The sequence below is a fragment of the Corynebacterium sp. KPL4072 genome, assembly GCF_037908395.1.
Lineage (GTDB): Bacteria > Actinomycetota > Actinomycetes > Mycobacteriales > Mycobacteriaceae > Corynebacterium > Corynebacterium kefirresidentii.
The window spans coordinates 364,173-387,193 of the sequence record NZ_JBBMGE010000001.1; the positions used below are offsets into that span (position 1 = coordinate 364,173).

General features: G+C 57.7%; 23 protein-coding genes and 2 tRNA genes. 11 read left to right on the plus strand and 14 right to left on the minus strand.

Annotated features, from left to right (window positions below; translation table 11 throughout):
* Positions 1 to 42 precede the first annotated feature (42 nt).
* From WMP97_RS01690 to WMP97_RS01705, 4 genes are all read right to left on the minus strand, one after another.
* Positions 43 to 1,431 (minus strand): HAAAP family serine/threonine permease, encoded by a 1,389-nt coding sequence (locus tag WMP97_RS01690; RefSeq protein WP_200288970.1) that lies wholly within the window; start codon positions 1,429 to 1,431, stop codon positions 43 to 45.
* A gap of 356 nt (positions 1,432 to 1,787) precedes the next feature.
* On the minus strand, positions 1,788 to 2,231 hold the full coding sequence (gene dtd / locus WMP97_RS01695; protein ID WP_239204147.1) for a D-aminoacyl-tRNA deacylase: 444 nt from the start codon (positions 2,229 to 2,231) through the stop codon (positions 1,788 to 1,790).
* Positions 2,232 to 2,274: 43 nt separating this feature from the next.
* Complete coding sequence (locus WMP97_RS01700; RefSeq protein WP_301731995.1) at positions 2,275 to 3,846, minus strand: DUF7782 domain-containing protein; 1,572 nt, start codon at positions 3,844 to 3,846, stop codon at positions 2,275 to 2,277.
* Positions 3,847 to 3,861: 15 nt separating this feature from the next.
* Positions 3,862 to 4,236 (minus strand): DUF3099 domain-containing protein, encoded by a 375-nt coding sequence (locus WMP97_RS01705; protein ID WP_301731996.1) that lies wholly within the window; start codon positions 4,234 to 4,236, stop codon positions 3,862 to 3,864.
* Positions 4,237 to 4,340: 104 nt separating this feature from the next.
* Between WMP97_RS01705 and WMP97_RS01710 the strand changes: the two genes are divergently transcribed.
* The gene (locus tag WMP97_RS01710; protein WP_049361236.1) at positions 4,341 to 4,625 is read left to right on the plus strand and encodes a DUF3039 domain-containing protein; all 285 of its coding nucleotides are present in this window, start codon (positions 4,341 to 4,343) and stop codon (positions 4,623 to 4,625) included.
* Positions 4,622 to 6,388 (plus strand): DEAD/DEAH box helicase, encoded by a 1,767-nt coding sequence (locus tag WMP97_RS01715; RefSeq protein WP_340439661.1) that lies wholly within the window; start codon positions 4,622 to 4,624, stop codon positions 6,386 to 6,388. Before WMP97_RS01710 ends, WMP97_RS01715 begins: the two co-directional genes overlap by 4 nt.
* 82 nt (positions 6,389 to 6,470) lie before the next feature.
* Here WMP97_RS01715 and WMP97_RS01720 read toward each other — a convergent pair whose 3' ends face one another.
* Positions 6,471 to 7,949, minus strand: a complete 1,479-nt coding sequence (locus WMP97_RS01720) for an RNA polymerase sigma factor (RefSeq protein WP_301731997.1) — start codon at positions 7,947 to 7,949, stop codon at positions 6,471 to 6,473.
* A 200-nt stretch (positions 7,950 to 8,149) separates the two neighbouring features.
* Positions 8,150 to 8,908, minus strand: a complete 759-nt coding sequence (gene ppgK, locus WMP97_RS01725; RefSeq protein ID WP_023021402.1) for a polyphosphate--glucose phosphotransferase — start codon at positions 8,906 to 8,908, stop codon at positions 8,150 to 8,152.
* Here ppgK and WMP97_RS01730 point away from each other — a divergent pair.
* Positions 8,907 to 9,794, plus strand: a complete 888-nt coding sequence (locus WMP97_RS01730; protein WP_301731998.1) for an inositol monophosphatase family protein — start codon at positions 8,907 to 8,909, stop codon at positions 9,792 to 9,794. The genes ppgK and WMP97_RS01730 overlap by 2 nt on opposite strands.
* 112 nt (positions 9,795 to 9,906) lie before the next feature.
* The gene (locus WMP97_RS01735; protein ID WP_023021404.1) at positions 9,907 to 10,197 is read left to right on the plus strand and encodes a DUF4193 domain-containing protein; all 291 of its coding nucleotides are present in this window, start codon (positions 9,907 to 9,909) and stop codon (positions 10,195 to 10,197) included.
* A 123-nt stretch (positions 10,198 to 10,320) separates the two neighbouring features.
* Here the strand turns inward: WMP97_RS01735 and WMP97_RS01740 are convergent, their stop codons facing one another.
* A complete protein-coding gene (locus tag WMP97_RS01740) occupies positions 10,321 to 10,857 on the minus strand; it encodes a DUF3093 domain-containing protein (RefSeq protein WP_034655386.1) in 537 nt (178 codons plus the stop codon).
* A 64-nt stretch (positions 10,858 to 10,921) separates the two neighbouring features.
* Between WMP97_RS01740 and dut the strand changes: the two genes are divergently transcribed.
* From dut to dxs, 5 genes are all read left to right on the plus strand, one after another.
* Positions 10,922 to 11,395: a dUTP diphosphatase gene (gene dut, locus WMP97_RS01745; protein ID WP_023021406.1), complete on the plus strand. Its 474-nt coding sequence runs from the start codon at positions 10,922 to 10,924 to the stop codon at positions 11,393 to 11,395.
* Positions 11,396 to 11,443: 48 nt separating this feature from the next.
* Complete coding sequence (locus WMP97_RS01750; RefSeq protein ID WP_340439662.1) at positions 11,444 to 12,391, plus strand: DUF3710 domain-containing protein; 948 nt, start codon at positions 11,444 to 11,446, stop codon at positions 12,389 to 12,391.
* A gap of 17 nt (positions 12,392 to 12,408) precedes the next feature.
* Positions 12,409 to 13,137, plus strand: coding sequence for a DUF3159 domain-containing protein (locus WMP97_RS01755; protein ID WP_340439663.1), 729 nt, complete (start codon positions 12,409 to 12,411; stop codon positions 13,135 to 13,137).
* Complete coding sequence (locus WMP97_RS01760) at positions 13,130 to 14,353, plus strand: class I SAM-dependent RNA methyltransferase (RefSeq protein WP_340439664.1); 1,224 nt, start codon at positions 13,130 to 13,132, stop codon at positions 14,351 to 14,353. Before WMP97_RS01755 ends, WMP97_RS01760 begins: the two co-directional genes overlap by 8 nt.
* Before the next feature lie 128 nt (positions 14,354 to 14,481).
* Positions 14,482 to 16,407: a 1-deoxy-D-xylulose-5-phosphate synthase gene (gene dxs, locus WMP97_RS01765; protein ID WP_023021410.1), complete on the plus strand. Its 1,926-nt coding sequence runs from the start codon at positions 14,482 to 14,484 to the stop codon at positions 16,405 to 16,407.
* A gap of 21 nt (positions 16,408 to 16,428) precedes the next feature.
* Here dxs and WMP97_RS01770 read toward each other — a convergent pair whose 3' ends face one another.
* Both WMP97_RS01770 and WMP97_RS01775 read right to left on the minus strand, forming a co-directional pair.
* Positions 16,429 to 17,673 carry an HRDC domain-containing protein gene (locus tag WMP97_RS01770; RefSeq protein WP_340439665.1) on the minus strand — a complete coding sequence of 415 codons (1,245 nt, stop codon included), beginning with the start codon at positions 17,671 to 17,673 and terminating at the stop codon, positions 16,429 to 16,431.
* Position 17,674: 1 nt separating this feature from the next.
* Positions 17,675 to 18,268 carry a DUF3000 domain-containing protein gene (locus WMP97_RS01775; protein ID WP_086587733.1) on the minus strand — a complete coding sequence of 198 codons (594 nt, stop codon included), beginning with the start codon at positions 18,266 to 18,268 and terminating at the stop codon, positions 17,675 to 17,677.
* Positions 18,269 to 18,481: 213 nt separating this feature from the next.
* Between WMP97_RS01775 and hemQ the strand changes: the two genes are divergently transcribed.
* A complete protein-coding gene (gene hemQ, locus WMP97_RS01780; RefSeq protein ID WP_340439666.1) occupies positions 18,482 to 19,183 on the plus strand; it encodes a hydrogen peroxide-dependent heme synthase in 702 nt (233 codons plus the stop codon).
* 107 nt (positions 19,184 to 19,290) lie between these two features.
* Here the strand turns inward: hemQ and msrB are convergent, their stop codons facing one another.
* The 5 genes from msrB to WMP97_RS01805 all read right to left on the minus strand — a co-directional run bounded on the left by msrB (position 19,291) and on the right by WMP97_RS01805 (position 22,701).
* Complete coding sequence (gene msrB / locus WMP97_RS01785) at positions 19,291 to 19,713, minus strand: peptide-methionine (R)-S-oxide reductase MsrB (protein ID WP_023021414.1); 423 nt, start codon at positions 19,711 to 19,713, stop codon at positions 19,291 to 19,293.
* A gap of 9 nt (positions 19,714 to 19,722) precedes the next feature.
* On the minus strand, positions 19,723 to 20,874 hold the full coding sequence (locus WMP97_RS01790) for a glycosyltransferase family 87 protein (protein ID WP_340439667.1): 1,152 nt from the start codon (positions 20,872 to 20,874) through the stop codon (positions 19,723 to 19,725).
* A 6-nt stretch (positions 20,875 to 20,880) separates the two neighbouring features.
* Positions 20,881 to 21,579, minus strand: a complete 699-nt coding sequence (locus tag WMP97_RS01795) for a pyrimidine reductase family protein (RefSeq protein ID WP_340439668.1) — start codon at positions 21,577 to 21,579, stop codon at positions 20,881 to 20,883.
* Positions 21,580 to 21,651: 72 nt separating this feature from the next.
* The gene (locus WMP97_RS01800) at positions 21,652 to 22,554 is read right to left on the minus strand and encodes a DMT family transporter (protein WP_340439669.1); all 903 of its coding nucleotides are present in this window, start codon (positions 22,552 to 22,554) and stop codon (positions 21,652 to 21,654) included.
* A gap of 72 nt (positions 22,555 to 22,626) precedes the next feature.
* Positions 22,627 to 22,701, minus strand: a tRNA-Val gene (locus WMP97_RS01805).
* A gap of 245 nt (positions 22,702 to 22,946) precedes the next feature.
* Between WMP97_RS01805 and WMP97_RS01810 the strand changes: the two genes are divergently transcribed.
* Positions 22,947 to 23,019, plus strand: a tRNA-Gly gene (locus tag WMP97_RS01810).
* Positions 23,020 to 23,021: the final 2 nt, after the last annotated feature.

Consider the following 23,021-nt stretch of genomic DNA (forward strand, 5'->3'; position numbering starts at 1 on the left):
CTTTCCTTGAATCCTCTGCGAATTTCTCGTCTACGGCGGTGCTTAGAAGGCGTGGACGATGGAGTAGATGATGGTTGCTAGGGCGACGAGGCCCATGAAGAAGACGAAGTAGTTGGAAGCCTTGCCCTTGTAGCGCTGGAGAGCAGGAACCTTGTGGATAGCGACCATCGGGATGATGAAGAGCATGATGGCAATCGTTGGACCACACAGGGTTTCAATCATGCCCAGGATGGACGGGTCAGCCCAAGCGACGAGCCAAGCGGTAACCAGCATGAAGATGAGGGTGATGGTGTCGAGCTTGTGAGCCGACTGTGCGTCATCCTTGCTTGCGTTCTTGCTGCCCTTGACGATGAGACCCTCGAAGCCTTCGGCTGCGCCGAGGTAGTGGCCAAGGAAGGACTTAGCAACTGCAATCATGGCGATGATAGGAGCAATCCACTGGATAAGTGGGGTATCGAAGTGGTTGGCCAGGTAGGACAAGATGGTGATGTTTTGTGCCTTAGCTTCTGCCATATCAGCCGGGGAGAGGCTCAGGGCGCAGGAGAAGACGAAGAACATAACCACGACGACCATGAGGATCTCAGCGCGGAGCAGGGTCTTGCGGGACTTGGCTTCTGCGAACTTGCCGTAGGTCTGGCGGCGGTCAACGGCGAAGGAAGAAATCATCGGGGAGTGGTTGAAGGAGAAGACCATAACCGGAACCAAGAGCATCAGGGTAACGCCCATGCCGTGACCAGAGGCTTCGCGAGCAACGTTTAGGTCAAAGGAATCGAAGAGTGCGGTGTTCCACTTCGGGATGAGGTAAAGGGAAAGGAGAACCAGGATGCCGATGAACGGGTATACCAGGTAGGACATGACGTGAACCACGACGTCCTTGCCCATGCGGACAATCAAGATGAGTCCACCAACGAGCAAGAGAGAGGTTAGCCAGCGGTGCGGCGGGGTAACGCCGAGCTGGTGCTCCAGGAAAGAGTTGACCGTGTTGGTGATGGTGACTGAGTAAACCAGCAGGATGGGGTAGACCGACAGGAAGTACAGGATGTTCATGAGAACACCGGCCTTCTTGCCAAAGTGCTCTTCGACGACGTCCGTGAGGTCACCGTCTGGCTTGGAGCTGGACAGTACCAAGCGGGTCATTCCGCGGTGAGCCCAGTAGGTCATAGGCAGTGCTACGACCGTCATGATGAGCAGCGGGATGATACCGCCGATACCGGCGTTGATGGGGAGGAAGAGGACGCCGGCGCCGATGGCGGTGCCGAACAGGGAGAGCATCCATACGGTGTCTTCCTTATTCCACTTCGGTGCGCCCTTCTGGCCATCGAAGGGGGTGTCGATGCCAGGAGCCGGTGCGGCTGTCTTGGGGGTTTCGGGCATTTCTGCCCTGTTTTCTGGGTGCTGGGCTGAATTGCGCCGCTTGAGTGAGTGGGACATTTTCTTTCCTACATCTAGTTGGTCGGCCGAAGCGTTTGGGCTTCTGCAACCGTGACTGAGAAAAAGATTCTCATTCAACTTTGCGTTAGTAGGACCTTGAGAAAAGTTCTCTCATCCTGCTTGTCCAGCCCTTTTGCTTCGCTGTGCCTTCAGTATAGAACAGAAACTTGCAGGATGATAATAAATTATTGCACTACAGGTAGGGCATTTATCACTCTCGAAAAATTTGCAATCTGCCGTTCTTTATGGCTTGTTCCATATAATTTCACCGAGAGTGGCACCAGTCACAAGTGCTCTAATGAAAGTACTGCTTAATACGTTTTGAGGATCGTTGGGGCGGGAGAAGGGCGCGCAAATTACGTCTCAACTAAAACGGTGAAAGGGCCTTCATTTACAGAGGAGACGCGCATTTTAGCCCCGAATTGGCCTGTTTCTACTGACACGCCGCGTTCCTTGAGGTGGTTGATAATCGTTGAAACAACCGGCTCAGCTTCCGGACCTGGCGCGGCATCCGCCCATGAAGGGCGTCGCCCCTTGGCAGTGCGACCATACAAAGTAAATTGGCTCACTACTAGTACTGGAGCTGCGGCATCGATCACCGAGACCTCGCCGTCAAGAATGCGCAGTTCTGCAATTTTGCGCGCCATTTTCTCTGCTCGAGGCTGCCAATCATCCATATCCTCGCGCGAGACGCCGACGAGCGCGAGAAGACCGCCGGTATCGGGACAATCAATGGCCCCGACGGTCTCTCCATCGACGGTTACTGTGGCCTCTGAAACTCGAGTCAAAACTGCGCGCACCGCTTACTTCTCCTTATCTATCCAGTGGGTTGAAAATGCGGTATCAGCTAAGGTTCGTTGAACCGGTGTCCAAGAGGAGATCTGCTGGGATAAGCAGACCGTGGCGGACCATATCGATGACTGCGGGGAGGGCAGCGGCGGTGAGTTCTTCCTCATCGAATCCGTGCGCCGCCGCATACAGCCCAATTGTCTCTTCTAGGTTCAGACCCTGTGGGTTGAGACCAGCGACAATTGCGGCAATGTGTTCATCTACCTCGTGGCTCCAACGCGGGCCGTCTGTGCGGGTTAGGCGCAAGGCGGCGCGGGTGAATCCCTGTCCCAAATCTTCATCTGGGGTGCCGATATCTTCGCGTGCCAAGCCGGTCCTTACTTGGAAGTGCTTTCCCTGCAGTTCTCCCGGCACAAGATCGCGCAGCCACGCCACACGGGCAAAGTATTCTTCTACTTCGGGGCCAAGCGGATCGCTGAAGGCCTGCGGCATTTCTTCGGCCAAGATATCTGCAGGCTCATCGTCACCGATGCGTTGAATAGCTACGAAACCAAAACCAATGCCGTTTACTTCGTGTTCCTGGAAATGTTCGAGCCAGGCGCGAGAGCGCTCTTGCCCCTCAGGGGAGCGAATATCGAGGGATTCATCTTCGAGCCAGGTGGAGACATAAAGTGCGGGATCGGCAACGTCGCGCTGAATGATCCAGGCGGCGATTCCCTTATCCGGCAACCAGGAAGCAACGCGTTGCTGCCATGTTTCGCCACTGGTGTGTACCCACGCAGCCAGAAGGTGAGCGGTTCCGCCGGGCGTCAGGTGATCGGTGGCTTGAGAGACAACCAATTCACTGGCTCCGTCGAGGTTTAATCCGGAATCGCGGTAGACGTGGCCCACTTCGGGAAGGCCTACAACAAAAGGTGGGTTAGCTACTAGACGGTCAAAGCGGCGACCAGCTACGGGCTCAAACCATGACCCAGGGAGCAATTCCACTTTGTCGCCCTCACCAGCGGCCGCGATGGTGGCCGCAGCCAAATCCAAGGCACGCTCATGCACATCGGTCGCGGTGATTTTTTCTGCGCATTCGATCTGCCCCAGCAATTGGACACCCGAGCCGGTGCCCAGATCGAGAACGCTGCCGACTGGGCTTACTGGCGTGGACTGCAGCAAAGAGAGACTTGCCGCGCCTACTCCCAGCACATGGTCAGGGCCGGGTACGTGATCCACGAGGGAAGCATCGACGTCGGAGAAGATGAGCCGGTTAGCGCCCACGATGGTGTGGGGGCGGATGTCGAGGGCAATGTAGGCCATGCCGTGGGCGTCGGCAAGCGCAACGTTGGCATCCAGCAATTGGGTAGCCAGGCGCGCTCCTACGGCCTCACCCAAATGCGTGGCAGGCAGGTGCTCGTGCAGGAGGAAAAAGCGGATCAACAAGTCCATCTGAGATTCGCTGTGCGCGGCTAGCGAAACAGGTGCCGGCTCGCCGCGGAATAGGGCTTCAGTAACCTCCGGCCCTAGGTACCCGGCCACGCCATCGGTGGTAAAGCCTGCGGCGGTAAAGACGTCCGCAAGTTCAGGGGCCAACGTGGCCAGTGCCGCGGCATCGAAATCGGGTCCAAAAGTAGTCGTCATGTGGGCAGGATTCCTTTACTCTTCTTCGTGGTCGATGATGTCGTGTTTAGCCTCAATCGGCCGCGCCGTGCCGCTGGAGACCTGTGGTGCGTGTGTCTGGCTATAAAGCTGCCGATTTACGGCTGGCTTGTACACATTCTTTTCGCGCTTATCCTTCTTTTCTCCTCGGCCGTTCCCAATTACCACGGCGATCCACGGGAGGGGAAAAGTCACGCCCACAACGATTGCGGCTAGCAGCCACCAATGCATATAGAGGAAAAAGCCGGCGATGAGCAAGGAAGGAACGCGCAAGAACTGGAAGATTCCGTACTGAATTTCGCGGCGCTTACGGTCCTGGCCAGGCGTGAGCTTGGCATCTGTGATGAGGTAGCGCTCTTTTTTGCCAAACAACCTAAACTCGGCTCCCCTCGCGCGCGGTAGTCATCCCTCGATATGGGGAAAGGGGCGCAGTGGCTGGCGTGCATGAGGTGTCCATGTTCTCCAAGGGTAGACGCATGACTCGCAAAGTTCGATGCCGATGCGGCAAAATAGAGGGCGTGACTACGACTACGAAGACAATTGAACGGCCAGATATTCGTGAAGACACTTCGACGACGGATAATGACACGCCGAAGTTCTTCCATTACGTCAAAAAGGATCACATCCTCGATTCCGCGGTCAACGGCAAGTATGTCGTTGCCCTATGCGGCGAGACCTTCCCGGTGACCAAGCAGGCAAAGCCGGGTTCTCCGGTATGCCCCGATTGTGAGCGTGTGTATAAGGGTCTGCGCCGCAAGTGAGGACTTTTAAAAAGACTAACCTTCGCGCTTGGCAGCAATCCGCCCTTGATAAATTCCTCGCCACTAAGCCGCAGGATTTTATGGCGGTGGCGACTCCGGGCGCCGGCAAAACTACCTTCGCGCTGCGCATCGCAACCGAGCTTATGGAAGACCGCACGGTCGAACGCGTTATCGTGGTGGTGCCTACCGAACACCTCAAGACCCAGTGGTCTAGCGCTGCCGCGCGAGTAGGTTTAGCGTTGGATCCTGCGTTTAGCAATTCTTCTGCTGTCAATCCCTCGATGGATGGCATTGTGGTGACCTATGCGCAGGTAGGAATGCACCCCTTCAAGCACCGCGCGGTGGCCTCTGCCCGGCGCACTTTGGTGATCCTGGATGAGATTCACCACGCCGGTGATGCCAAGAGCTGGGGTGATGGTGTCAAGGAGGCCTACGATGACGTTAACCATCGCTTGGCGCTGACGGGTACGCCGTTTCGTTCCGATGACTCGCCCATTCCCTTTGTTCAGTATGTAGACGACGGGGAGGGACACAAGGTCTCTCGCTCGGACCATACCTATGGCTATGGCGATGCGCTTGCCGACGGCGTCGTGCGCCCCGTTGTTTTCCTCTCTTACTCCGGCGAGGCCCGCTGGCGGGATTCGGCTGGCGAGGAACATGCCGCGCGCTTGGGTGACATTATGAATGCGGAGCAAACCGCCCGTGCGTGGCGCACCGCGTTGGACCCCAAGGGCGAATGGATCCCTGCAGTGCTGCAGGCAGCGCATACCCGGCTCATGCAAATGCGGCGCAATATGCCGGATGCCGGTGGCCTCGTGTTGGCATCGGATACGACGACCGCACGCGCGTACGCCAAGATCCTCAAACAGCTGTCCAATACTCCGGTGTCGGTGATTTTGTCTGATGATCCCGGCTCCTCTGATCGCATTCAGGAGTTTTCTGAGTCCACCGATGAGTGGATGGTGGCTGTGCGCATGGTGTCCGAGGGAGTGGACGTCCCGCGCCTAGCAGTGGGCGTGTATGCGACGTCCACATCGACCCCACTATTTTTCGCCCAAGCCATTGGCCGTTTCGTGCGCTCGCGCATGCCGGGTGAGACGGCGTCCGTTTTCCTTCCCTCGGTGCCTGTCTTGCTGGGCTTGGCCGAAAATATGGAAAAGTCCCGCGATCACGTTTTGGGTGAGGAAAAGCCGGACAAGGAGGGCTGGGACGATGAGCTGCTAGAGCAAGCGAATCAGAAGAAGACCGAACCGGACATGCTGGAGAAGTCTTATGAGTCGCTTGGTGCCGAGGCAGAGTTCTCAGGCCTGCTTTATAACGGTTCTCAGTTCAACACTGGGGACATGACCACGGATGAAGAAGCCGACTTCCTTGGTATTCCCGGATTGCTCGATGCGGAACAAGTCAAGGACCTGCTGCGCAAGAAGCAATCTGAGGAAATGGACCGCCGCGAGGCGGAGGAAAAGGCGCGGCGCGCGGCTGAGGCCGAGGAGGCTCACCGTCGCAAGCTCTATGGCATGGACTATGCCCCGGCCTCGCGGAAAAAGGCTGTGGAAGCTGAGTCAAGCGATACCGGAGTCGTCGATGAGCTAGGCCAGCTGCGCAAGGAGCTCAACACGGTGGTTTCTATCGCTGCCCAGCGCTCTGGCCGCCCCCACGGTGCTATTCACACCGAGGTCCGCAAGGCCTGCGGTGGACCGCCCACTGCGCTATGCAACGCTGAGCAGCTACGCGAGCGCATCGAATACCTGCGCAAGTGGTAGTTTGGCCACAACCGCCTGAGGGCAGCTACGCAAAAGCCCGCACCAGAAAGGTGCGGGCTTTCTTCTCGTCCACGTAAAACGATTAGTCGAGATAATCGCGCAATACCTGGGAGCGAGAGGGGTGGCGCAGCTTCGACATGGTCTTGGATTCGATCTGGCGAATGCGCTCGCGGGTAACGCCGTAGACTTGGCCGATTTCGTCTAAAGTGCGCGGCATGCCATCGGTCAAGCCGAAGCGCAGGCGCACCACGCCGGCTTCGCGCTCGGAGAGGGTGGTCAGCACGTCTTGGAGCTGATCCTGCAGCAAAGTGAAGGAGACAGCGTCGACTGCAATAACGGCTTCGGAGTCCTCGATGAAGTCACCCAACTGGGAGTCGCCTTCGTCGCCAATGGTCTGATCCAAAGAAATGGGCTCGCGGGCGTACTGCTGGATTTCGAGCACCTTTTCCTCGGTGATATCCATTTCCTTTGCCAGCTCCTGCGGGGTAGGCTCGCGGCCCAAGTCCTGCAGCAACTCGCGCTGGATACGGCCCAGCTTGTTGATGACTTCCACCATGTGGACCGGGATGCGGATGGTACGAGCCTGATCAGCCATGGCGCGGGTAATAGCCTGGCGGATCCACCACGTGGCGTAAGTAGAGAACTTATAGCCCTTGGTGTAGTCGAACTTCTCCACAGCGCGGATAAGTCCCAAGTTGCCTTCTTGGATGAGGTCCAAGAAAGCCATGCCGCGGCCGGTGTAGCGCTTTGCCAAGGAAACCACCAGACGCAGGTTCGCCTCCAACAGGTGGTTTTTGGCCTTGCGGCCATCGCGGGCGATGCTGCGCAGGTCGCGCTTTTCCATGGGGGAGAGCTTAGCGGCCTTATCGCCTTCGGCGCGGGCCTTTTCCATCTCATCCATGCGGTGCTGTGCGTAAAGACCAGCCTCGATGCGCTTGGCCAAGGAAACCTCTTGCTCGGCGTTGAGCAGGGCCACCTTACCAATCTGCTTGAGGTAGGCACGAACGGAGTCAGCAGAGGCAGTCAGCTGCGCATCCTTGCGTGCCTGACGCAGTGCAGCGGATTCTTCCTCGTCCCAGACGGAGGAGGAGTCCTCTTCTTCGTCATCGTCCTCATCGTCTTCGTCCAAGTCCTCTTCGAGGTCCTCGTCCTCGAGGTCTTCACCGCTTGCGAAGTCATCATCTTCCTCGATGTCCGCATTGGTGGGATCGAAGTCGACGTCTTCGTCGTGCTCGTCCTCGTCGAGCTCTTCATCTACCTCCGGCTGTGCTTGCTTTTCGGACTCAGCGGGGGATTCCTGCTTTTTCGCCGCGGACTTGCGGACCGTCTTCTTCGTGGCCTTCTTAGCAGACTTTTTAGTGGTCTTCTTGGCCGACTTCTTAGCGGTCTTTTTCGCAGTCTTTTTGGCTGTTTTCTTAGCGGTCTTCTTGGCCGTCTTTTTAGCCGTCTTCTTCGCGGTTTTCTTTGCCGTCTTCTTGGCGGTCTTCTTTGCAGGAGTAGATGCCCCGGCGGCGTTTTCGCCCTCGCCGAGTGCCTGGTCTGAAGATTCAGTGGCTGCCACGTACGCCCTTTCGACTTACTTCTTGATTAAAACAGCTCAGTGCGCCCTAGCTGGGCGCTCGTCCATCACTGTGATGTTAACGCGCTGTGGCCTTATGCAGGCCAGACACGCCTTGGAGCTATTTAACTTAGGATCGACCGCCCAGTATAGAGGATCTTTCTACTCTGCCGGTGGATAGGGTCACCAGCAGTGCATAAATTTTATGGTTTCAAGCCCTCTACCGCCGCCATTGCGGCACCAACAATCCCTGCACGATTGCGCAATTGTGCAGGCATGACGGGGGTGGCAATGTCAAGGTGCGGGCCCCACTTTTCAAACTTGCGCGAGATACCACCCCCAATGAGGAAAGCCTGCGGGTTAAAAAGCTTTTCATACTCCGCAAGGACCTTATTTAACCGCTTAGCCCAGTGCTTGTACTTGAGCCCTTCGCGGTCCTTGACAGCCGAAGATGCAATCCTTTCGGCTTCATCATCGCCCACCAGCATGTGCCCTAGCTCGGTATTGGGAAAGAGCTGACCATTCAAGAAGAAGGCCGAACCAATGCCGGTCCCCAGAGTCAAAAAGATTACGGAGCCCTGCTTGGCGATGTCCTCTCCGTAGGCAACCTCGGCTAGTCCCGCCGCGTCGGCGTCGTTAAGCACGGCAAAATCCGCATCCAAGTAATCAGCGAATAGCTCTGTAGCATTAATGCCAATCCATTCCTTGGAAATATTCGCTGCCGTTTCTACCTCTTGGTTGCGGACAACGGAAGGCAGGGTAATGCCTACTGGGCCTTCCCACTGCTTTTCCTGGATGATCTGGGCTACCACCTTGGCAACATCGTGCGGAGTCGATGGCTGCGGCGTGGCGATTTTCATACGCTCGCCCACGAATTCGCCGGTGGCAAGGTCCACCTCTGCGCCCTTAATGCCCGAACCACCGACATCGACGCCAAAAGAATGTCCAGAAAGAGTAGTCATGCCCGACAGTGTAGAAGAAGGCACAATAGTTGGCATGACTGAGCACATCGATTTTCTCCAATTGCGGGATTTTGCCGTCTCTACCGCCACGCGAGCGGCCGAACTAGTTGCCGCCCGGCGCGCAGAGCTTGTCGCCGGTGACGGCATCGCGGCACATACCAGCACCAAGTCCAGTGATGTGGATCCGGTAACTGAGGTCGACACCGCCACAGAGGAATTCATTGCCACCACCATTCGTACCCAACGCCCAGGGGATGGAATCTTTGGGGAAGAAGGCGCCAATGTGGAATCCACCAGCGGTGTTACCTGGATAGTGGATCCGATTGATGGCACCGTAAATTTCCTCTACGGGGTGCCGGATTTTGCAGTTTCTATCGGTGCGGAATATCAGGGGCGCCTGGTAGCTGGCGCGGTGGTCAACGTGGCCCGCGGGCGCACTTATGCAGCCGCGGCCGGTCAAGGCGCCACGGTCACCGGCCCGGACGGGAAGGTGCACCCATTGCAGTGCGCCCACACCAAAAATCCCGCGTTGGCACTGGTAGCCACTGGCTTCGGATACGATGCCCAACGGAGAGCAGCGCAAGCCGAGCTGCTCACCAAGCTCTTGCCCCAGGTACGAGATATTCGCCGCATCGGTGCTGCCGCGCTGGATTTATGCCGCGTAGCTGAGGGCACGGTTGATGCCTACTTTGAGCACGGCATCAATGCTTGGGATTTTGCCGCCGGGGCAGTTATTGCCCGCGAAGCAGGCGCGGTGGTGCACCATCCAGGCTTTGAGAAGGGGTCCGCTCACGGCGAACTTACCTGGGCCGCGGGGGCAGATTTGGCCCCCGCCTTTGAGGAACTTTTGGCAGCACACAACGCCACAGGCGCGTTGCGGGGGTAATAGTTTTCCACGCTAACGGCCGGTGAGATGACATCTAGCCATTTGTGCTTTACTATGCGCGATCGATAATTACCCATTCCTTAAAGCAATTTGACCATTAGGGGCGTGCATTATGGCCACCGATTATGACGCACCGCGCCGGCGCGCGGAAGATGAACTCGAAACTGACTCCCTAGAGGGGCTCAAAGCCGCTGAAAGCGACAACAATGGCATGGACGATGACGGAGAAATCGTCGAATCGTTCCAGCCGCCAACAGTTGACCTTACCGGTGAGGAGCTCAATGTTGAGGTAGTTCCCCGCCAAGAAGACGAGTTTACTTGCGGCTCTTGTTTCCTAGTGCAGTCCAATAAGCGCTATTCCCACGATGAGGATGGCCAGCCTATCTGTAAGGACTGTGCTTAAAGGAAAAATCGCAGCAGTAAAGAAACCCCGCACACGGCAACTTGCTTAAAGCCGAGTGCGGGGTTTGGTGTTGTGGCCGCCTCGAATCTGCCGGTTCGAGGATGCCCACAAAATCTTTAAAATTTAGTGCTGTTCCGGCAGGAAGGCATGGAGTAAAGCTTCTGGGTCCTTCGAAGCGATGAGCCAATAAGGGGTATCGTCCTCAGGATCATTGAGCACCATCATGGCGTGCTCATCCACCCAAGCGTGGGAGACCAAGAACGCCGCGGGATCGAATTGCGGGCCTAGCGCATTACGCCGTGCAGATTTGGGAACCGTGATAGACCGCGAGACCACGTCGTTGGGTAGTTGGGCGTCTTTGACTGAGAGCCAACGCGTTCCGTCTGGGTCACGCTCTACCACGATGACCGTATTGGACCACGTAATAAGTACCCACACGGCGATGGCGCCAAGGAGTATTGCAGGAATAATGGTCCACCACATGGAGCGGTTTAGCCCGGCGGTAGCAGAAGTAAGTGCCACGATGCCGGCGGCAAAAAGCCAAAAGTACCAAGGCACCCATTGGCGTTCGCGGTAGAGCACCTGAGGGGCCATCGTGCCCTGTGCAGAAGCGGAGCTCGACGGTGCCGGAGTTGCGGAAGAAGCAGATGTATCAGACACGTCTAGCTAGTCTAGTCCACACGCACCGCAGAATGAACCTGCTAAGGCAGGTAGGATTGGCCAGGTGACTGACTCGTTTCCATATTCTCAGCCAGAAAGCCCTTTCGGCGATATTAAAGTCAAGCGTCTAGACAAGGAGCTTCCGCTGCCGAAACGCGCCCATCGCGGCGACGCCGGTGCGGACCTCTACGCAGCAGAAGCACTTACGTTGCAACCCGGCGAGCGCGCCCTTGTAGGCACCGGGATTGCAATTGCGCTGCCACTAGGAACAGTCGGTTTGATTCATCCACGGTCCGGGTTGGCTGCTAAACAAGGGCTTTCGGTAGTTAATACTCCGGGGACAGTGGATGCTGACTACCGCGGGGAAATCAAAGTCTGCCTTATCAACCATGACCGGCATACCCCTATCGAAATCGAACGCGGAATGCGTATCGCTCAGCTCGTGGTCCAGCGCGTTGAGCTAGTGGGATTTGCTGAGGTCGAAGAATTGGAGGACACGGACCGGGGAGCCGGTGGCTATGGCTCTACCGGCGTGTAGCTAAAGCAATAGAGACTTAACGAAACTTCTAGAAAGGATGTAGCAACCATGGGAATCTGGCCCTTTGGCAAGAAGAACGAGGATGCGAAGAAGGAGCAGGCACAGCCTGCAGCAAAGGGCGAAAAGCCGGCGGGCCCTGAGTCCGTGGATAAAGATGCCCAGGAATCATATGCTCCGGTAGAAGGTACCGCAGCCGATGCTGCGGTAGCTTCTGGCAATGAACCACGCGAATTTGCCCATGACGCTATCAACGGTCAGACCGGCCCCTTTGATGGTGACTCCGTAGATATCGAAACTTTCGATTTCAGCGACTTTTCCATCGGCATTTTAGATTTGGGCTCTCTGCGCATCCCACTGCCAAAGGAGTCCCAGGTACAAGTAGAAATGGGCGAGCAAGGCCCGCGAATGCTGCACATCGTAACCAAGGTGGGCCGAATTACCCCCGTAGCCTTTGCCGCCCCACGCAAGCCGGGCCAGTGGGCAGAATCCGTCGAGGAGATCAGGGAAGGCATGAGCCGCGACGGTCTCACCGTTACTACCGAGCCAGGCCCGTGGGGTGCTGAGGTCGTGGGTAAAAACGACAATGGCCAGGTTCGCGTCATCGGTGCAGATGGCCCACGGTGGATGCTGCGCATGACGCTGGCGGCACCGGCAGGAATGGAAGCTGACCTGGCAGAAATGGCCCGCGAGGTAGCCGCGCGCACCTTTGTCTACCGTGGAGAAGACCCCATCTTGGCCGGAAACGCTTTGCCGGTCATCATGCCCGAGCAGCTCGTAGAGCAAGTCAAGCAGGCCATGGACCAGCGCCAGCAGGAGCAGCAGGCAGCCGCTAATGCCCAGAACCACCCAGAAAACGGCGTTGGCGGTCCAGACCCTGCAGCAGAAGCAGAGGCGGAACAGCACTTGCGCGATTTGGGCGGCACCCCACAGGAGGGGGAGAATGGATCGTCCCCGCAGGACCCCGATGAGGGTTCTGCACCTACTTCCAAAGACTAGGCAAAGCAGTAAACCACGTGACACACTCTTCCTCGCCGCAGTCCTCCCAGGACGCAAAGAACCTTGACGCTAATGAGCCTCAAGCCGAACTCACCCTATTGGAACAAATGGGTGGGCTATCCGGGCTCGTTTCCGCTACCTTGCCGGTCATTGTGCTGATTCCAGTCAATAACTTTTTTGGGCTGGGCCCAGCCCTCGCAGCGGCGCTTGGTGTAGCCGTTGCTATCGCTATCTGGAGGGTGCTTCGCAAAGAGACCCTTCAGCCAGCCATTTCGGGGCTTTTGGGCGTCGCTCTGTGTGCGGCAATCGCCTGGTTTACCGGTGATGCCAAAGGGTATTTCTTGTACGGTATCTGGATGTCGTTGGCGCTATGCATTGCCGCCGTACTCTCGATCCTATTCCGGTGGCCCGCGGTGGGCGTTATCTGGAAGGGGATTAACGGCGAGGAAATGCAGTGGCAGAAGATTACCCCAGCGCGCCGGGCCTATGCCATAGCCACCGGTGGGTGGGCGGTAATCTTTCTTGCCCGTTTTATTGTCCAGCGCGCCATCTATGATGCCGATGCAACTACAGCATTGGGAGTGACCAGAATCTTAATGGGATGGCCCCTGACCCTTCTGGTAACGGCGCTTACCGTGTGGATGGTGCGGCGCGCGGACACAGCTGTGGAGGAAGCTACAGGCGCGGGTGAGCGTACGCAGGCACAACCAGAACCACTACAAGAGGCCGAGGTAGAAAATGACTGAACCTACGATTAGCCGGGGCGATATTCTTGAGGTGAGAATTGACCGCATGGCACACGGCGGGGAAGGAATCGGCCAGGCGCCTGATGGGCGAGTTGTATTTGTTCCACGCGCATTTCCAGGAGACGTCGTTAAGGCTAAGGCCGGCCGAGTCAAGAAGTCGTTCATTAAGGCGGACCTGGACAGTGTAGTGACCCCGGGTGCGCTGCGCGTGCCATCGTCGTGCCCAGCTGCGGAACAAGGGGCAGGCTGCTGCGATTTTGCAGAGCTAGATCCTGCGGCCGAAACTGGGATTAAGGCAGAAATCTTAGCGGAGCAGCTGCGCCGCACTGGCGTTAAAACCAGTGCGGGCCTAGACATTGAACAACACACCCTAGAGCCGGTGAGGGGCTGGCGCACTCGGGTTCGGTGGGGCGTCGACAAGCAAGGGCGTGCTGGAACCCGTGAGCGTCGGTCCAATGAGCTCGTTACGGCAGCCGCCTGTACGCAGCTGGCTCCGGGATTGGCAGACGGCCTCGTCGGAGAAGGCGCACGTCGTTTTATCCCAGGTGCAGAGGTCATTGCTGTTGTCGATGGCGCGGGAGACCGCCATGTAGTAGAAACCCGCAAAGCTCCGCGCGGACGCCGCGTAGAGACCATCCGTGAGGTGGTAGAAGGCAGCGGCCAAGTGCAAGAACATGTGGGTAGTAGGACGTTTAGCTTCCCCGCCACTGCCTTTTGGCAAGCCCATAGTCAGGCGCCGGCAGCGTATACCCAGCTGGTAACTGAGTGGCTCGGTCAACGTGAGTACCAGGAACGTACCGCCTGGGATCTTTATGGCGGTGTTGGGCTTTTCGTTCCAGCACTGGCCGCAGCCGTGCAGGGCAAGGTCATCTCCGTGGATTATTCGCCAGCGGCAACGGCGGCGGAGCAGCCTTGCCTGGCGGACTGCGATGTGGAACTAAAATCCGCGAAGGTGGAGCAGGTTGCTGCGCAGTTACCTAAACCAGGCGCTGTAGTCCTCGATCCCCCACGCACCGGCGCAGGCAAAGACGTGATTCGTTCCGTGGCGGCCGCTGCACCCCAAGCGGTCGTGCACGTGGGATGTGACCCAGCAACCTTTGCTCGCGATCTGCATCACTGGGACGAACACGGGTACGGGATTGAAAAAATGGCGCTCATTAACGCGTTTCCCGGAACGCATCACTTCGAAACGATTGCGCTCATTACCCCTGCCTAATGCGCTGCATAGGTGCCCAGGCGCGGCCGGGTACGGTGCCGCGCCCTAGCCGGAATATAATATTCACCGCCCGCCGCGGGTACGGTAGAAAAGAAGAACTAAGCACAGAAGGAGTTGAAGGCCGCTCCATGACTATCTTGGATACCATTAACTCGCCGCAGGATCTCAAGGCACTGTCCGCAGACAAGCTTGAAGAGCTTGCGGCAGAGATTCGGCAGCGTCTCATTGATAAGGTTTCCGTCACAGGCGGACATTTGGGTCCCAACTTGGGCGTGGTGGAACTGACCATAGCGTTGCACCGCGTATTTGATTCCCCGCGCGAGCCCATTATTTTTGATACCTCGCACCAGTCTTATGTGCATAAAATGCTTACCGGTCGCACCGATCAATTCGATACCTTGCGGCAAAAAGATGGTCTTTCGGGGTACACGGACCGCGGCGAGTCCGAGCATGACTGGACCGAGTCCTCGCACGCTTCGGCCTCGCTGTCTACGGTGGATGGCTTGTCAAAGGCCTTTAAAATCCGCGGCGATGGTCACCGCAACGTTATCGGCGTCGTTGGTGATGGCGCCCTGACCGGCGGTATGTGCTGGGAGGCACTCAACAATATCTCCGAGGACAAGGACCGCAATGCGGTGATTGTGGTCAATGACAATGGCCGCAGCTATTCGCCCACCATCGGCGGCCTCTCGGAAAATCTTGGTCGTATCCGCTCTCAGCACGGCTATGACGAACTTATGGAGCAGGGCAAGCGCCGCCTGAAACAAATGGGTTGGGTAGGCGAGCGGGCCTTCGATGCCCTGCATGCCATGAAAGAAGGCGTCAAGTCTACGGTCTTGCCAACCGAGATGTTCCCGGAACTAGGCATGAAGTACATCGGTCCCATTAACGGGCACGATATCGATAGCTTGGTGCATGCCCTGACCTATGCCCGCGATTATGACGGACCCATCATTGTGCATGTGGTTACTGAAAAGGGCCATGGGTTTGCCCCAGCCGTCAATGAGCCAAAGGATCAGATGCACTCAACCGGTGCTATTGATCCGGTCACCGGTGTGGCAAAAGGAACTAAGCAGCCTGGCTGGACCGCAGCTTTTTCAGAAGAGCTTGTAGCCGCTGCTGAAAAACGCGAAGACATTGTGGCCATTACCGCTGCCATGGCAGGGCCGACTGGGCTCACGCCGTTCCAAGAGCGCTTTCCTGAACGCTTCTTTGACGTGGGAATCGCAGAGCAGCACGCGATGACCTCCGCCTCTGGTCTTGCGCTCGGGGGTATGCACCCGGTCGTGGCGGTATATTCCACCTTTTTAAATCGAGCCGTGGATCAGGTCATTATGGATATTGCGCTGCTGAAGCTGCCAGTAACCATCGTGCTCGACCGGTCCGGGGTTACCGGTTCCGATGGAGCATCGCACAATGGTGTGTGGGATATGGCGCTGATGAGCATCGTACCGGGCATACACATTGCCGCCCCGCGCGATGGCGCGCGCCTGCGGGAGCTCTTACGGGAGTCGCTAGAAATCGAATCCGGCCCCTCCGTAGTTCGTTTCCCTAAAGGCAACCTGCTGCCGGATATGGATGCGGTAGAAACCTTGGGGGATGGCGTCGACATCCTCCACTACGGCGAAGCCGACGCTGGCGAGGACACCCCAGAGGTGCTTATCGTCTCTATCGGTGCCATGTCCGCGCGCAGCATCGAGGCAGCGAAGCTGCTCGGAGAGCAAGGCGTTAACGTAACCGTCGTTGACCCGCGTTGGGTTGTGCCGGTTCCAAGTTCTATTGTGGCACTCGCCGCTGACCACGATCTGGTGGTTACGGCAGAAGACGGCCTTGTACGCGGCGGTATTGGCTCCATGATTTCTGAAGCCCTCAGCGCAGCCGAGGTAAATACCCCTGTGCGCCGACTTGGCGTTCCGGGATACTTCCCTAAGCACGGCTCGCGCGGCGAGGTCCTAGAGGAATTCGGGCTTACCCCTGAACTTATGGCGGCCTCGATTAGCGAGTGGGTAGAAAACTTCACTGCTGATGCCAATGAGCTGGGAAATGAAGGCTAGGCCTGTCCTGATAAATATCTTCTAGAAAAGACCGTCCACGATAAGCGGGGCGGTCAATTCTATTTGCCATTCGCGCGCGCCTTCCGCGCGGAGAAACGCAGCGACGTCGTCTGGCTGGCGGATGGAACCGGCAACAGAATCAGGTCCGCGGTGGCGTTTATCAGCACGCACCCCTACCTTCGCCCATACTGCGGCGCGCACGGTGGCGGGGCGGATAATAAGCTCGGAGGACATTCCAAGATCATCGCCTAGTTCCGCGATGTCGGCGCGAATAGTTTGATATATCTCCCAGAGATCCGGGTAGTCCTTGGTCCAGATGGTCTTGGAAGGGACCGGTTGCGGGGTACGGTGCACGCGAGGCCGCTGGTGCGGGGGAATGGCGCGCGCCTGGTTTAGCACCGCCATCCAGCGGGCGGTGGCCCCCTTGCGCCGGCGGGGAAAACCCTTGATGCGGGCCAAGTCGCTGCCAGAGGTGGGGAGAGCGCGCGCAATTTCTACCAGCGTCTTATTCGCTAAAACCCGGCCGGGTGCAGTATCGGTGCGCCGAGCTATTGCGTCCCGTTTAAGCCATAGCGCTCGAGCGGCAGCAAGCTGGCTGCCGTTGCGCAAGTTGGAGACTCCCTTTAGGTCGCGCCAGGTAGGTGCCTGCGGGTGAGTATCACCGGCATGCTCACGGACGATGGAGGAAAATTCCTCTAGCGCCCAATCCATTTTGTCTTGTTCGGCCAAGATATCGCGCAGAGATTCGGCCAGCTCGAGGAGCAGCTCCACATCTAGTGCGGCATAGGCCTTGAGTTCCTCGCTGAGCCGCGGGGTTGACCAGTCAGCGTCGCCGTAGCCTTTTTCTAATTCGATATCAAAAAGCTCTGCAACCATTGTGCCCAGATTCGGGCGGTCGAAACCAGCGAGCCGCGCCGCTAGCTCGGTATCAAAGATGGAGCCGGGGAATAGCCCAAGCCACCCTAGACAGGGCAAATCCGAATGCGCGGCATGAATTATCCATTCCGCCCCGTTGAGTACTGGGGCGAGGGCAGCGGTGAGCTCCGCGCGATGGCCTTCAGGGGCAAAAAGCATGGTGCCTGCGCCTCGGCGGCGAATTTGAACTACGAAGGCGCGGTCATCGTAGCGGTAACCAGAGGCGCGTTCAGTATCGATGGCAAACGGGCCCGTACCTGCGGCTAGGCGTGCTGCGGCAGCGGTGAATTCATCCCGGGTAGCAAGGACCGCCGGGATGCCCTCTACCGGCCGGCTGCGCAATTCTGGCATTCTAGTGGCCGAGCTTGGTAACGCCCTCAGGAGGGAGGCCGGCAACGTTAGCCAATACCTTTGCAAAAGCCTGCACGTGAGGAGCCAGATCGAGGCCTTCAGCGGTCCACGAAGCGCGCATTTCGATTTGATAGGCGCGCGGTGGGCCACCAATCTCCCCAAATCGAACGGACGCGGTGGAGGTGACGGTGCCACCCAAGTTGGTGTGGTCGGCGCCTTCCTCTTCTAGGCCTTCATTGAGCCACTGCCAAGCCACATCGGGCAAGAGCGGATCTCCTGCTACGGCATCATCCATATCGGCCTGAATATAAGCCACAAGGCGCATAGCGCCCTCCCAGGCTTCCTCAGCACCCGGATCGTGGAGCAAGATAAGGCGGCCAAATGCATCGCCTTCCGCATCAGTGGGCACGATGTCTGGGTTTTCTTCGCCTCCCACCTCGAGGCCGATAGCGTGGCTAAACGGCGCAAGGCGCTGCGGTGGGCGAATGGAGCCCAGGGTTATCTCGGGGCGCAGGTCGGCCGCGTGCATTGACTCCACTGCTTGGGTGAATGCGGCGGGGGTAGCTGGTTCGTGGCTTTCCGCTTGCCTGTGCAAAGGAGTGGGGGCGGAAGCCTCGGCGCTGCGTGGGGTGGTCGATTCGGAATTGCTCACGACGTTCAAGCTATAGTTTCCCAGCCTCTAGCTGGGGGAGGCGCGCCGATGCGAGAGCGTGTCGGCATCCCCGCGGCGGGGGAAGTGACAAGGTTTCATATCCAACTTATGATGGATATGTCCGATTACCCAGAGGCTTTGGCAAAGGAGAACGCAATGGCGAAGCTAGACTACAAGGAACTCAATGCGGTTCAGCAATATTCCCAGCACGCAGTTTTTAAGGTGATCCCGGGGGCGCTCGGCACCGAGCGAGCGGAAATCATCGCCCAAGCGCAGAAGTTCTTCGCCGACGTTGAAGAGGCTGGCAAAGTGACGGTGCGCGGTATCTATGACCTCACGGCTATGCGCGATTCTGCTGATTTTATGATCTGGTGGCACGCCGAGGAATTCTCTGACCTGCAGAAGGTCTTTGGGGACTTTCGCCGCGAGACCACCTTGGGCCAGGTTAGCGAAGTGACCTGGGTAGGCAACGCTTTGCACCGTCCAGCGGAGTTTAATAAGTCGCACCTGCCGTCTTTCATCATGGGCGAGGCGCCAAAGGAGTGGATCTCGGTCTATCCCTTCGTGCGCTCCTATGACTGGTACACCATGGACGAGGAAAAGCGCCGCCGCATCCTTATGGAGCACGGCATGCAAGCGCGTGATTATCCTGATGTGCGAGCTAATACCGTACCGGCTTTTGCGTTGGGTGACTACGAGTGGATTCTGGCCTTTGAGGCGGATGAGCTCCACCGTATCGTCGACCTGATGTACCTGATGCGCTATACCGAAGCCCGTCACCACGTGCGCGAGGAAATTCCTTTCCACACCGGCCGTCGCGTCAAGGACGTAGCAGAACTCATTGCAGTACTGCCCTAAAAGAAGCGTCGCCCAGCAAAAGCCCTGCTTGGCGACGTCCCGGGCTGCGCTCCTTCACTAGCCTGGCAGCCAGGCTGCTGACGGGGCGTAAGTTGTGTCGGGGCCCTTTAAGCGGTGCCACCTTCTACCGGTTTTTCCTCCAGGTCAAGGCAAATGGAGTTAATGCAATAGCGAAGGTCAGTAGGGGTGTCGTAGCCCTCGCCCTCAAAGACGTGGCCTAGGTGCGATTCGCAGTTGGCACACAAGACCTCTACTCGGCGCATGCCTAGCGAGTTGTCTTCTCGCTCGATGATCTTGTCTCCGGCAAGCGGGGAGAAGAAAGACGGCCAGCCACAATGGGACTCAAACTTTTCCGTGGAACGGAAAAGCTCCGCTCCACACGCGCGGCAAGAATAGACACCCTCGGTAGTAGTATTGGTGTACTCGCCTACATGGGGCGGCTCCGTACCTGCCTCACGCAGAACATAGTATTCCTCGGGGCTTAAACGCTGGCGCCATTCGGTATCAGCAATGAGCTTGAAATCGGTCATGAGCCGAGTCTAAACCGCTCTGCGCGCGGCACGCCACCAGCCAGCGACCGTAGCGAAAATTGCGACGATAAGCAGCGCCCATCCTGCCGTGGCCGTGAAAAAATTCATCCACCGCCCAGCATCCGGGTGCGATGCAGACGCCCACGAGACCGGAGCCAAAAAGAGAAATGCGGCCAACCACGCTCCTGCGGAATGAAATACCGAGCGCGGGAGCACAACGGTAAACATCAGCGGGAAAAGCCACATGGAATAGTACTGCTGGCCTAGGGAAGACAGGAAGAAAATTCCCACCATTATCGCCCCGCTAGTGGTCAGTGCCCACAAGGTTGGGTCGGAGTTGCGCCAGCGTAAAAGCCCGAGAATCGCTGCGGCCGTAAGACCGGCAAAAATCAGCCACACGGTCCAATACAACCCGGCGCCAAAATTAACGTAGGCGTGGAAACCCGCCCAGGAAGAATTGGCATAGTCACGAGTTTCCGAAAGATAGGGCAGCAGCTTTTCGAAAAAGCCGCTGGCGCCCGGCACCACCGGCCACGCCAGTAGATTGAGAATCACCGGAACTCCGATGCCTCCGGCGAGACTGCGCCACTGGAGCTTTACCAAGGGCAGGAAGAGCAGCGGCGCAAACTGCGGCTTAATGACGATGTCAAGGCCAATGACCACGCCTGCCACCCAGCCCAACCACGGGGTGCGCTCTGCCCGCAAAAAGGCCCACAAAAACACGGCCAGACACAGCAAGAGAACGCCGTTGATATTGGTAAAGGCAAGCGTATTGGTCACTGACTCCGTGACAAACGCCAGCGCAATAGATACCGGCCACACGGGCGAGGTGAGCTTGCGGTCCACTATAAGGGTAAGCACCGCCAGTGCCGCGATGATCGCGGCCGCATTCGCCACGATGAATAGTCCTCGCGCAAGTGAGAAGTCTAGGTGCCCTAATGGCGCAAGCAGCAGCGTGGCTCCCGGGGTATACAGATACAGCGGGTCAACGTGGTTATAGGCCTGCTCGTAGACCGGCTGGCTGCTGGACATGCGCGCCACCGCGTTATACACGGTGGTGAAATCATCCGTTGGCGTGCCGTTGCGCGCAATGATGAATACGCGGTGCACAACGAGCAATACGGCCACGGGCCAAGCGGCAACATTGATTCGGGAATTCACGGGCCCTTAGTCTACGTCCTCGCGGGTGCGGGAATACCGCAGAAACACCGTGCCATCCGTATCGGCCGCGACATTTTCCAACTGCATGCGGCGGTGGGAATGCTCGCCCTTAAAAGTAGCCATCGGAGTCTCTACGCCGGTAGACAGATGCGGATCCAGGGTCAAATACATCTGGTCAATCGCATCGGCGTACACTAATTGCCCAATCATTCCTGGTCCGCCTTCACATAGCACGCGCTTAAACCCGCGATCCTTCAGGACGGATATGTAGTTGCGCACGCTTCCTTCACCGGCATCGCAGACCTCCGCCCCCGTGCTTTCAATAGCCTCGATTCGGGTAACGATGTCTTCATCCTCCCAGCTGCTGTGTGGGGCCAAGATGACAGGTGGGGTAGTAAAGTCTGTAAAAAAGTCCGAGTCGATATCGAAATCAAGGCTGCGAGAAGGCACTGCAATAGGAGCTGGGCGCGAGCCATCGGTGCTAGGAACAACGCCGGAGTAATCTTCTGCGCGCACCGTTTGCGCGCCCACCAACACCACGTCTGCCCAGTCCCGTAGAGCTGCAAAAAGTTGTCCATCGGTGTCATTTCCCATGTCTTCTGAGACATGGTTCATCGTCGCCGATCCGGTCAATGTGCTGACCATATTCGTCCGGATGGTGAATGTGCCGCGGGAATCAGGACCCAAAAGCGAAGAGATATCCATGTCATCCCAGTGTAGCCAGAGCGGCGAGTGCCCAGCATGGCAATAACAGCGCCATAACCTCAGCAAGACGGGCTACACCAGACGGATGAGAATCACGCCGACCAGTATCACTGCAATGCCGGCTACCTGGCGCAGCGTTACGCGGGCGCCACGCAAGCGATCAATGAGTAGGGACCCCAGCATGGAGCCGAGCAGAGCCGCGACCACGGTAAGCCCCGTGCCCAGTTGTGGTACCAAAGCCGCGTTGCCAAAAACAAACAACGCACCCAGGACGCCACCAACCCACATCCACCAGGGATTGTTCTTCCCCTCGGGGCGCTCAATGCGAGGTCGCCAGCGTAGAACAATATTCACAATGGCAAGGGCAGATACCCCGACGCTAAAAGAAACTAAAGCCGCGCCAACAGGTGAGCCAGTAATCTGGCCCAGGTGACCATTGATCGCGGATTGGCTTGCAGTAAAACAGCCAAAAACAAACCCCGCTAAGCGCCACATCCACAGCGCTGTGGCACTGTCCTCACGCTTCGTGGGTGCGCCGGGGCCGGCGACGATGGCGATTACTCCGCCTAGGACGATGAGAGCCCCTAGCATGCGAACCACGGTCAGCGGGGATATAGGGGAGTCAAAGAGCCCAAGGTGATCGATGACGAGCCCCATGATGATCTGACCGGCGATGGGAAGAACTACGGTCTGGACGGCACCCAAGGGGGGAAATAGGAGAATATTCCCAGTAAGCGCAACTACGCCGAGCAAACCGCCGAACCATATCCACAGTGGTTGGCCAGCTGTGCGGGAAAGGCCGAATTCACCGCCGGTGACAGCGGTGGCGATAACGAGCAAGGTCACCGTGCCCACGGCGAAAGAGATAAGCGAAGAAGAAAAGGGCGTGCCTGTTGACAAGCGCAAGCGCGTATTAACCAGGGTCTGTACGGGCAAAACGAGCCCAGCGATAACGCCTAAAAGGATCCACAACACGACGGAACACTTTACCGGCACACAAAGTAACCCGCCCAGGCTCCTTGTGAAGAGGAGCGCTGGGCGGGGAAGTGGTGGTCCTAACTGGGATTGAACCAGTGACCTTTCCGGTGTGAACGGAACGCTCTCCCACTGAGCTATAGGACCGTGCGGTGGCTAAATGTACACCGCTTGAAATTCAAATACCTAATTGGCTGCGTAGGGCTACTCATGAGCGGGAGGCGGCTGGGCGCCTGCGGTCCACAAGAATCACACCGGTGTGATTTGGGAACGTACAAACGTGGAATATCGGCGGTTAAAAGCAAGGCGCTGGGCTGGGGATTTGGAAACTGGCGCGGAGCACGATAATGTTTCTTCTCGCACCGCAACGGAATAAAAGTTTGCGGCGCAATGCGGATGTAGCGCAGTTGGTAGCGCATCACCTTGCCAAGGTGAGGGTCGCGAGTTCGAGTCTCGTCATCCGCTCC

Bases quoted from the DNA above. Each gene is read 5' to 3' on its own strand.
- WMP97_RS01770 (WP_340439665.1), bottom strand. From the start codon at position 17,673: ATGCCAGAATTGCGCAGCCGGCCGGTAGAGGGCATCCCGGCGGTCCTT.
- WMP97_RS01760 (WP_340439664.1), top strand. From the start codon at position 13,130: ATGACTGAACCTACGATTAGCCGGGGCGATATTCTTGAGGTGAGAATT.
- dxs (WP_023021410.1), top strand. From the start codon at position 14,482: ATGACTATCTTGGATACCATTAACTCGCCGCAGGATCTCAAGGCACTG.
- WMP97_RS01795 (WP_340439668.1), bottom strand. From the start codon at position 21,579: ATGGATATCTCTTCGCTTTTGGGTCCTGATTCCCGCGGCACATTCACC.
- WMP97_RS01750 (WP_340439662.1), top strand. From the start codon at position 11,444: ATGGGAATCTGGCCCTTTGGCAAGAAGAACGAGGATGCGAAGAAGGAG.
- ppgK (WP_023021402.1), bottom strand. From the start codon at position 8,908: ATGACTACTCTTTCTGGACATTCTTTTGGCGTCGATGTCGGTGGTTCG.
- WMP97_RS01690 (WP_200288970.1), bottom strand. From the start codon at position 1,431: ATGTCCCACTCACTCAAGCGGCGCAATTCAGCCCAGCACCCAGAAAAC.
- hemQ (WP_340439666.1), top strand. From the start codon at position 18,482: ATGGCGAAGCTAGACTACAAGGAACTCAATGCGGTTCAGCAATATTCC.
- WMP97_RS01710 (WP_049361236.1), top strand. From the start codon at position 4,341: ATGACTCGCAAAGTTCGATGCCGATGCGGCAAAATAGAGGGCGTGACT.
- msrB (WP_023021414.1), bottom strand. From the start codon at position 19,713: ATGACCGATTTCAAGCTCATTGCTGATACCGAATGGCGCCAGCGTTTA.
- WMP97_RS01735 (WP_023021404.1), top strand. From the start codon at position 9,907: ATGGCCACCGATTATGACGCACCGCGCCGGCGCGCGGAAGATGAACTC.
- WMP97_RS01700 (WP_301731995.1), bottom strand. From the start codon at position 3,846: ATGACGACTACTTTTGGACCCGATTTCGATGCCGCGGCACTGGCCACG.
- WMP97_RS01730 (WP_301731998.1), top strand. From the start codon at position 8,907: ATGCCCGACAGTGTAGAAGAAGGCACAATAGTTGGCATGACTGAGCAC.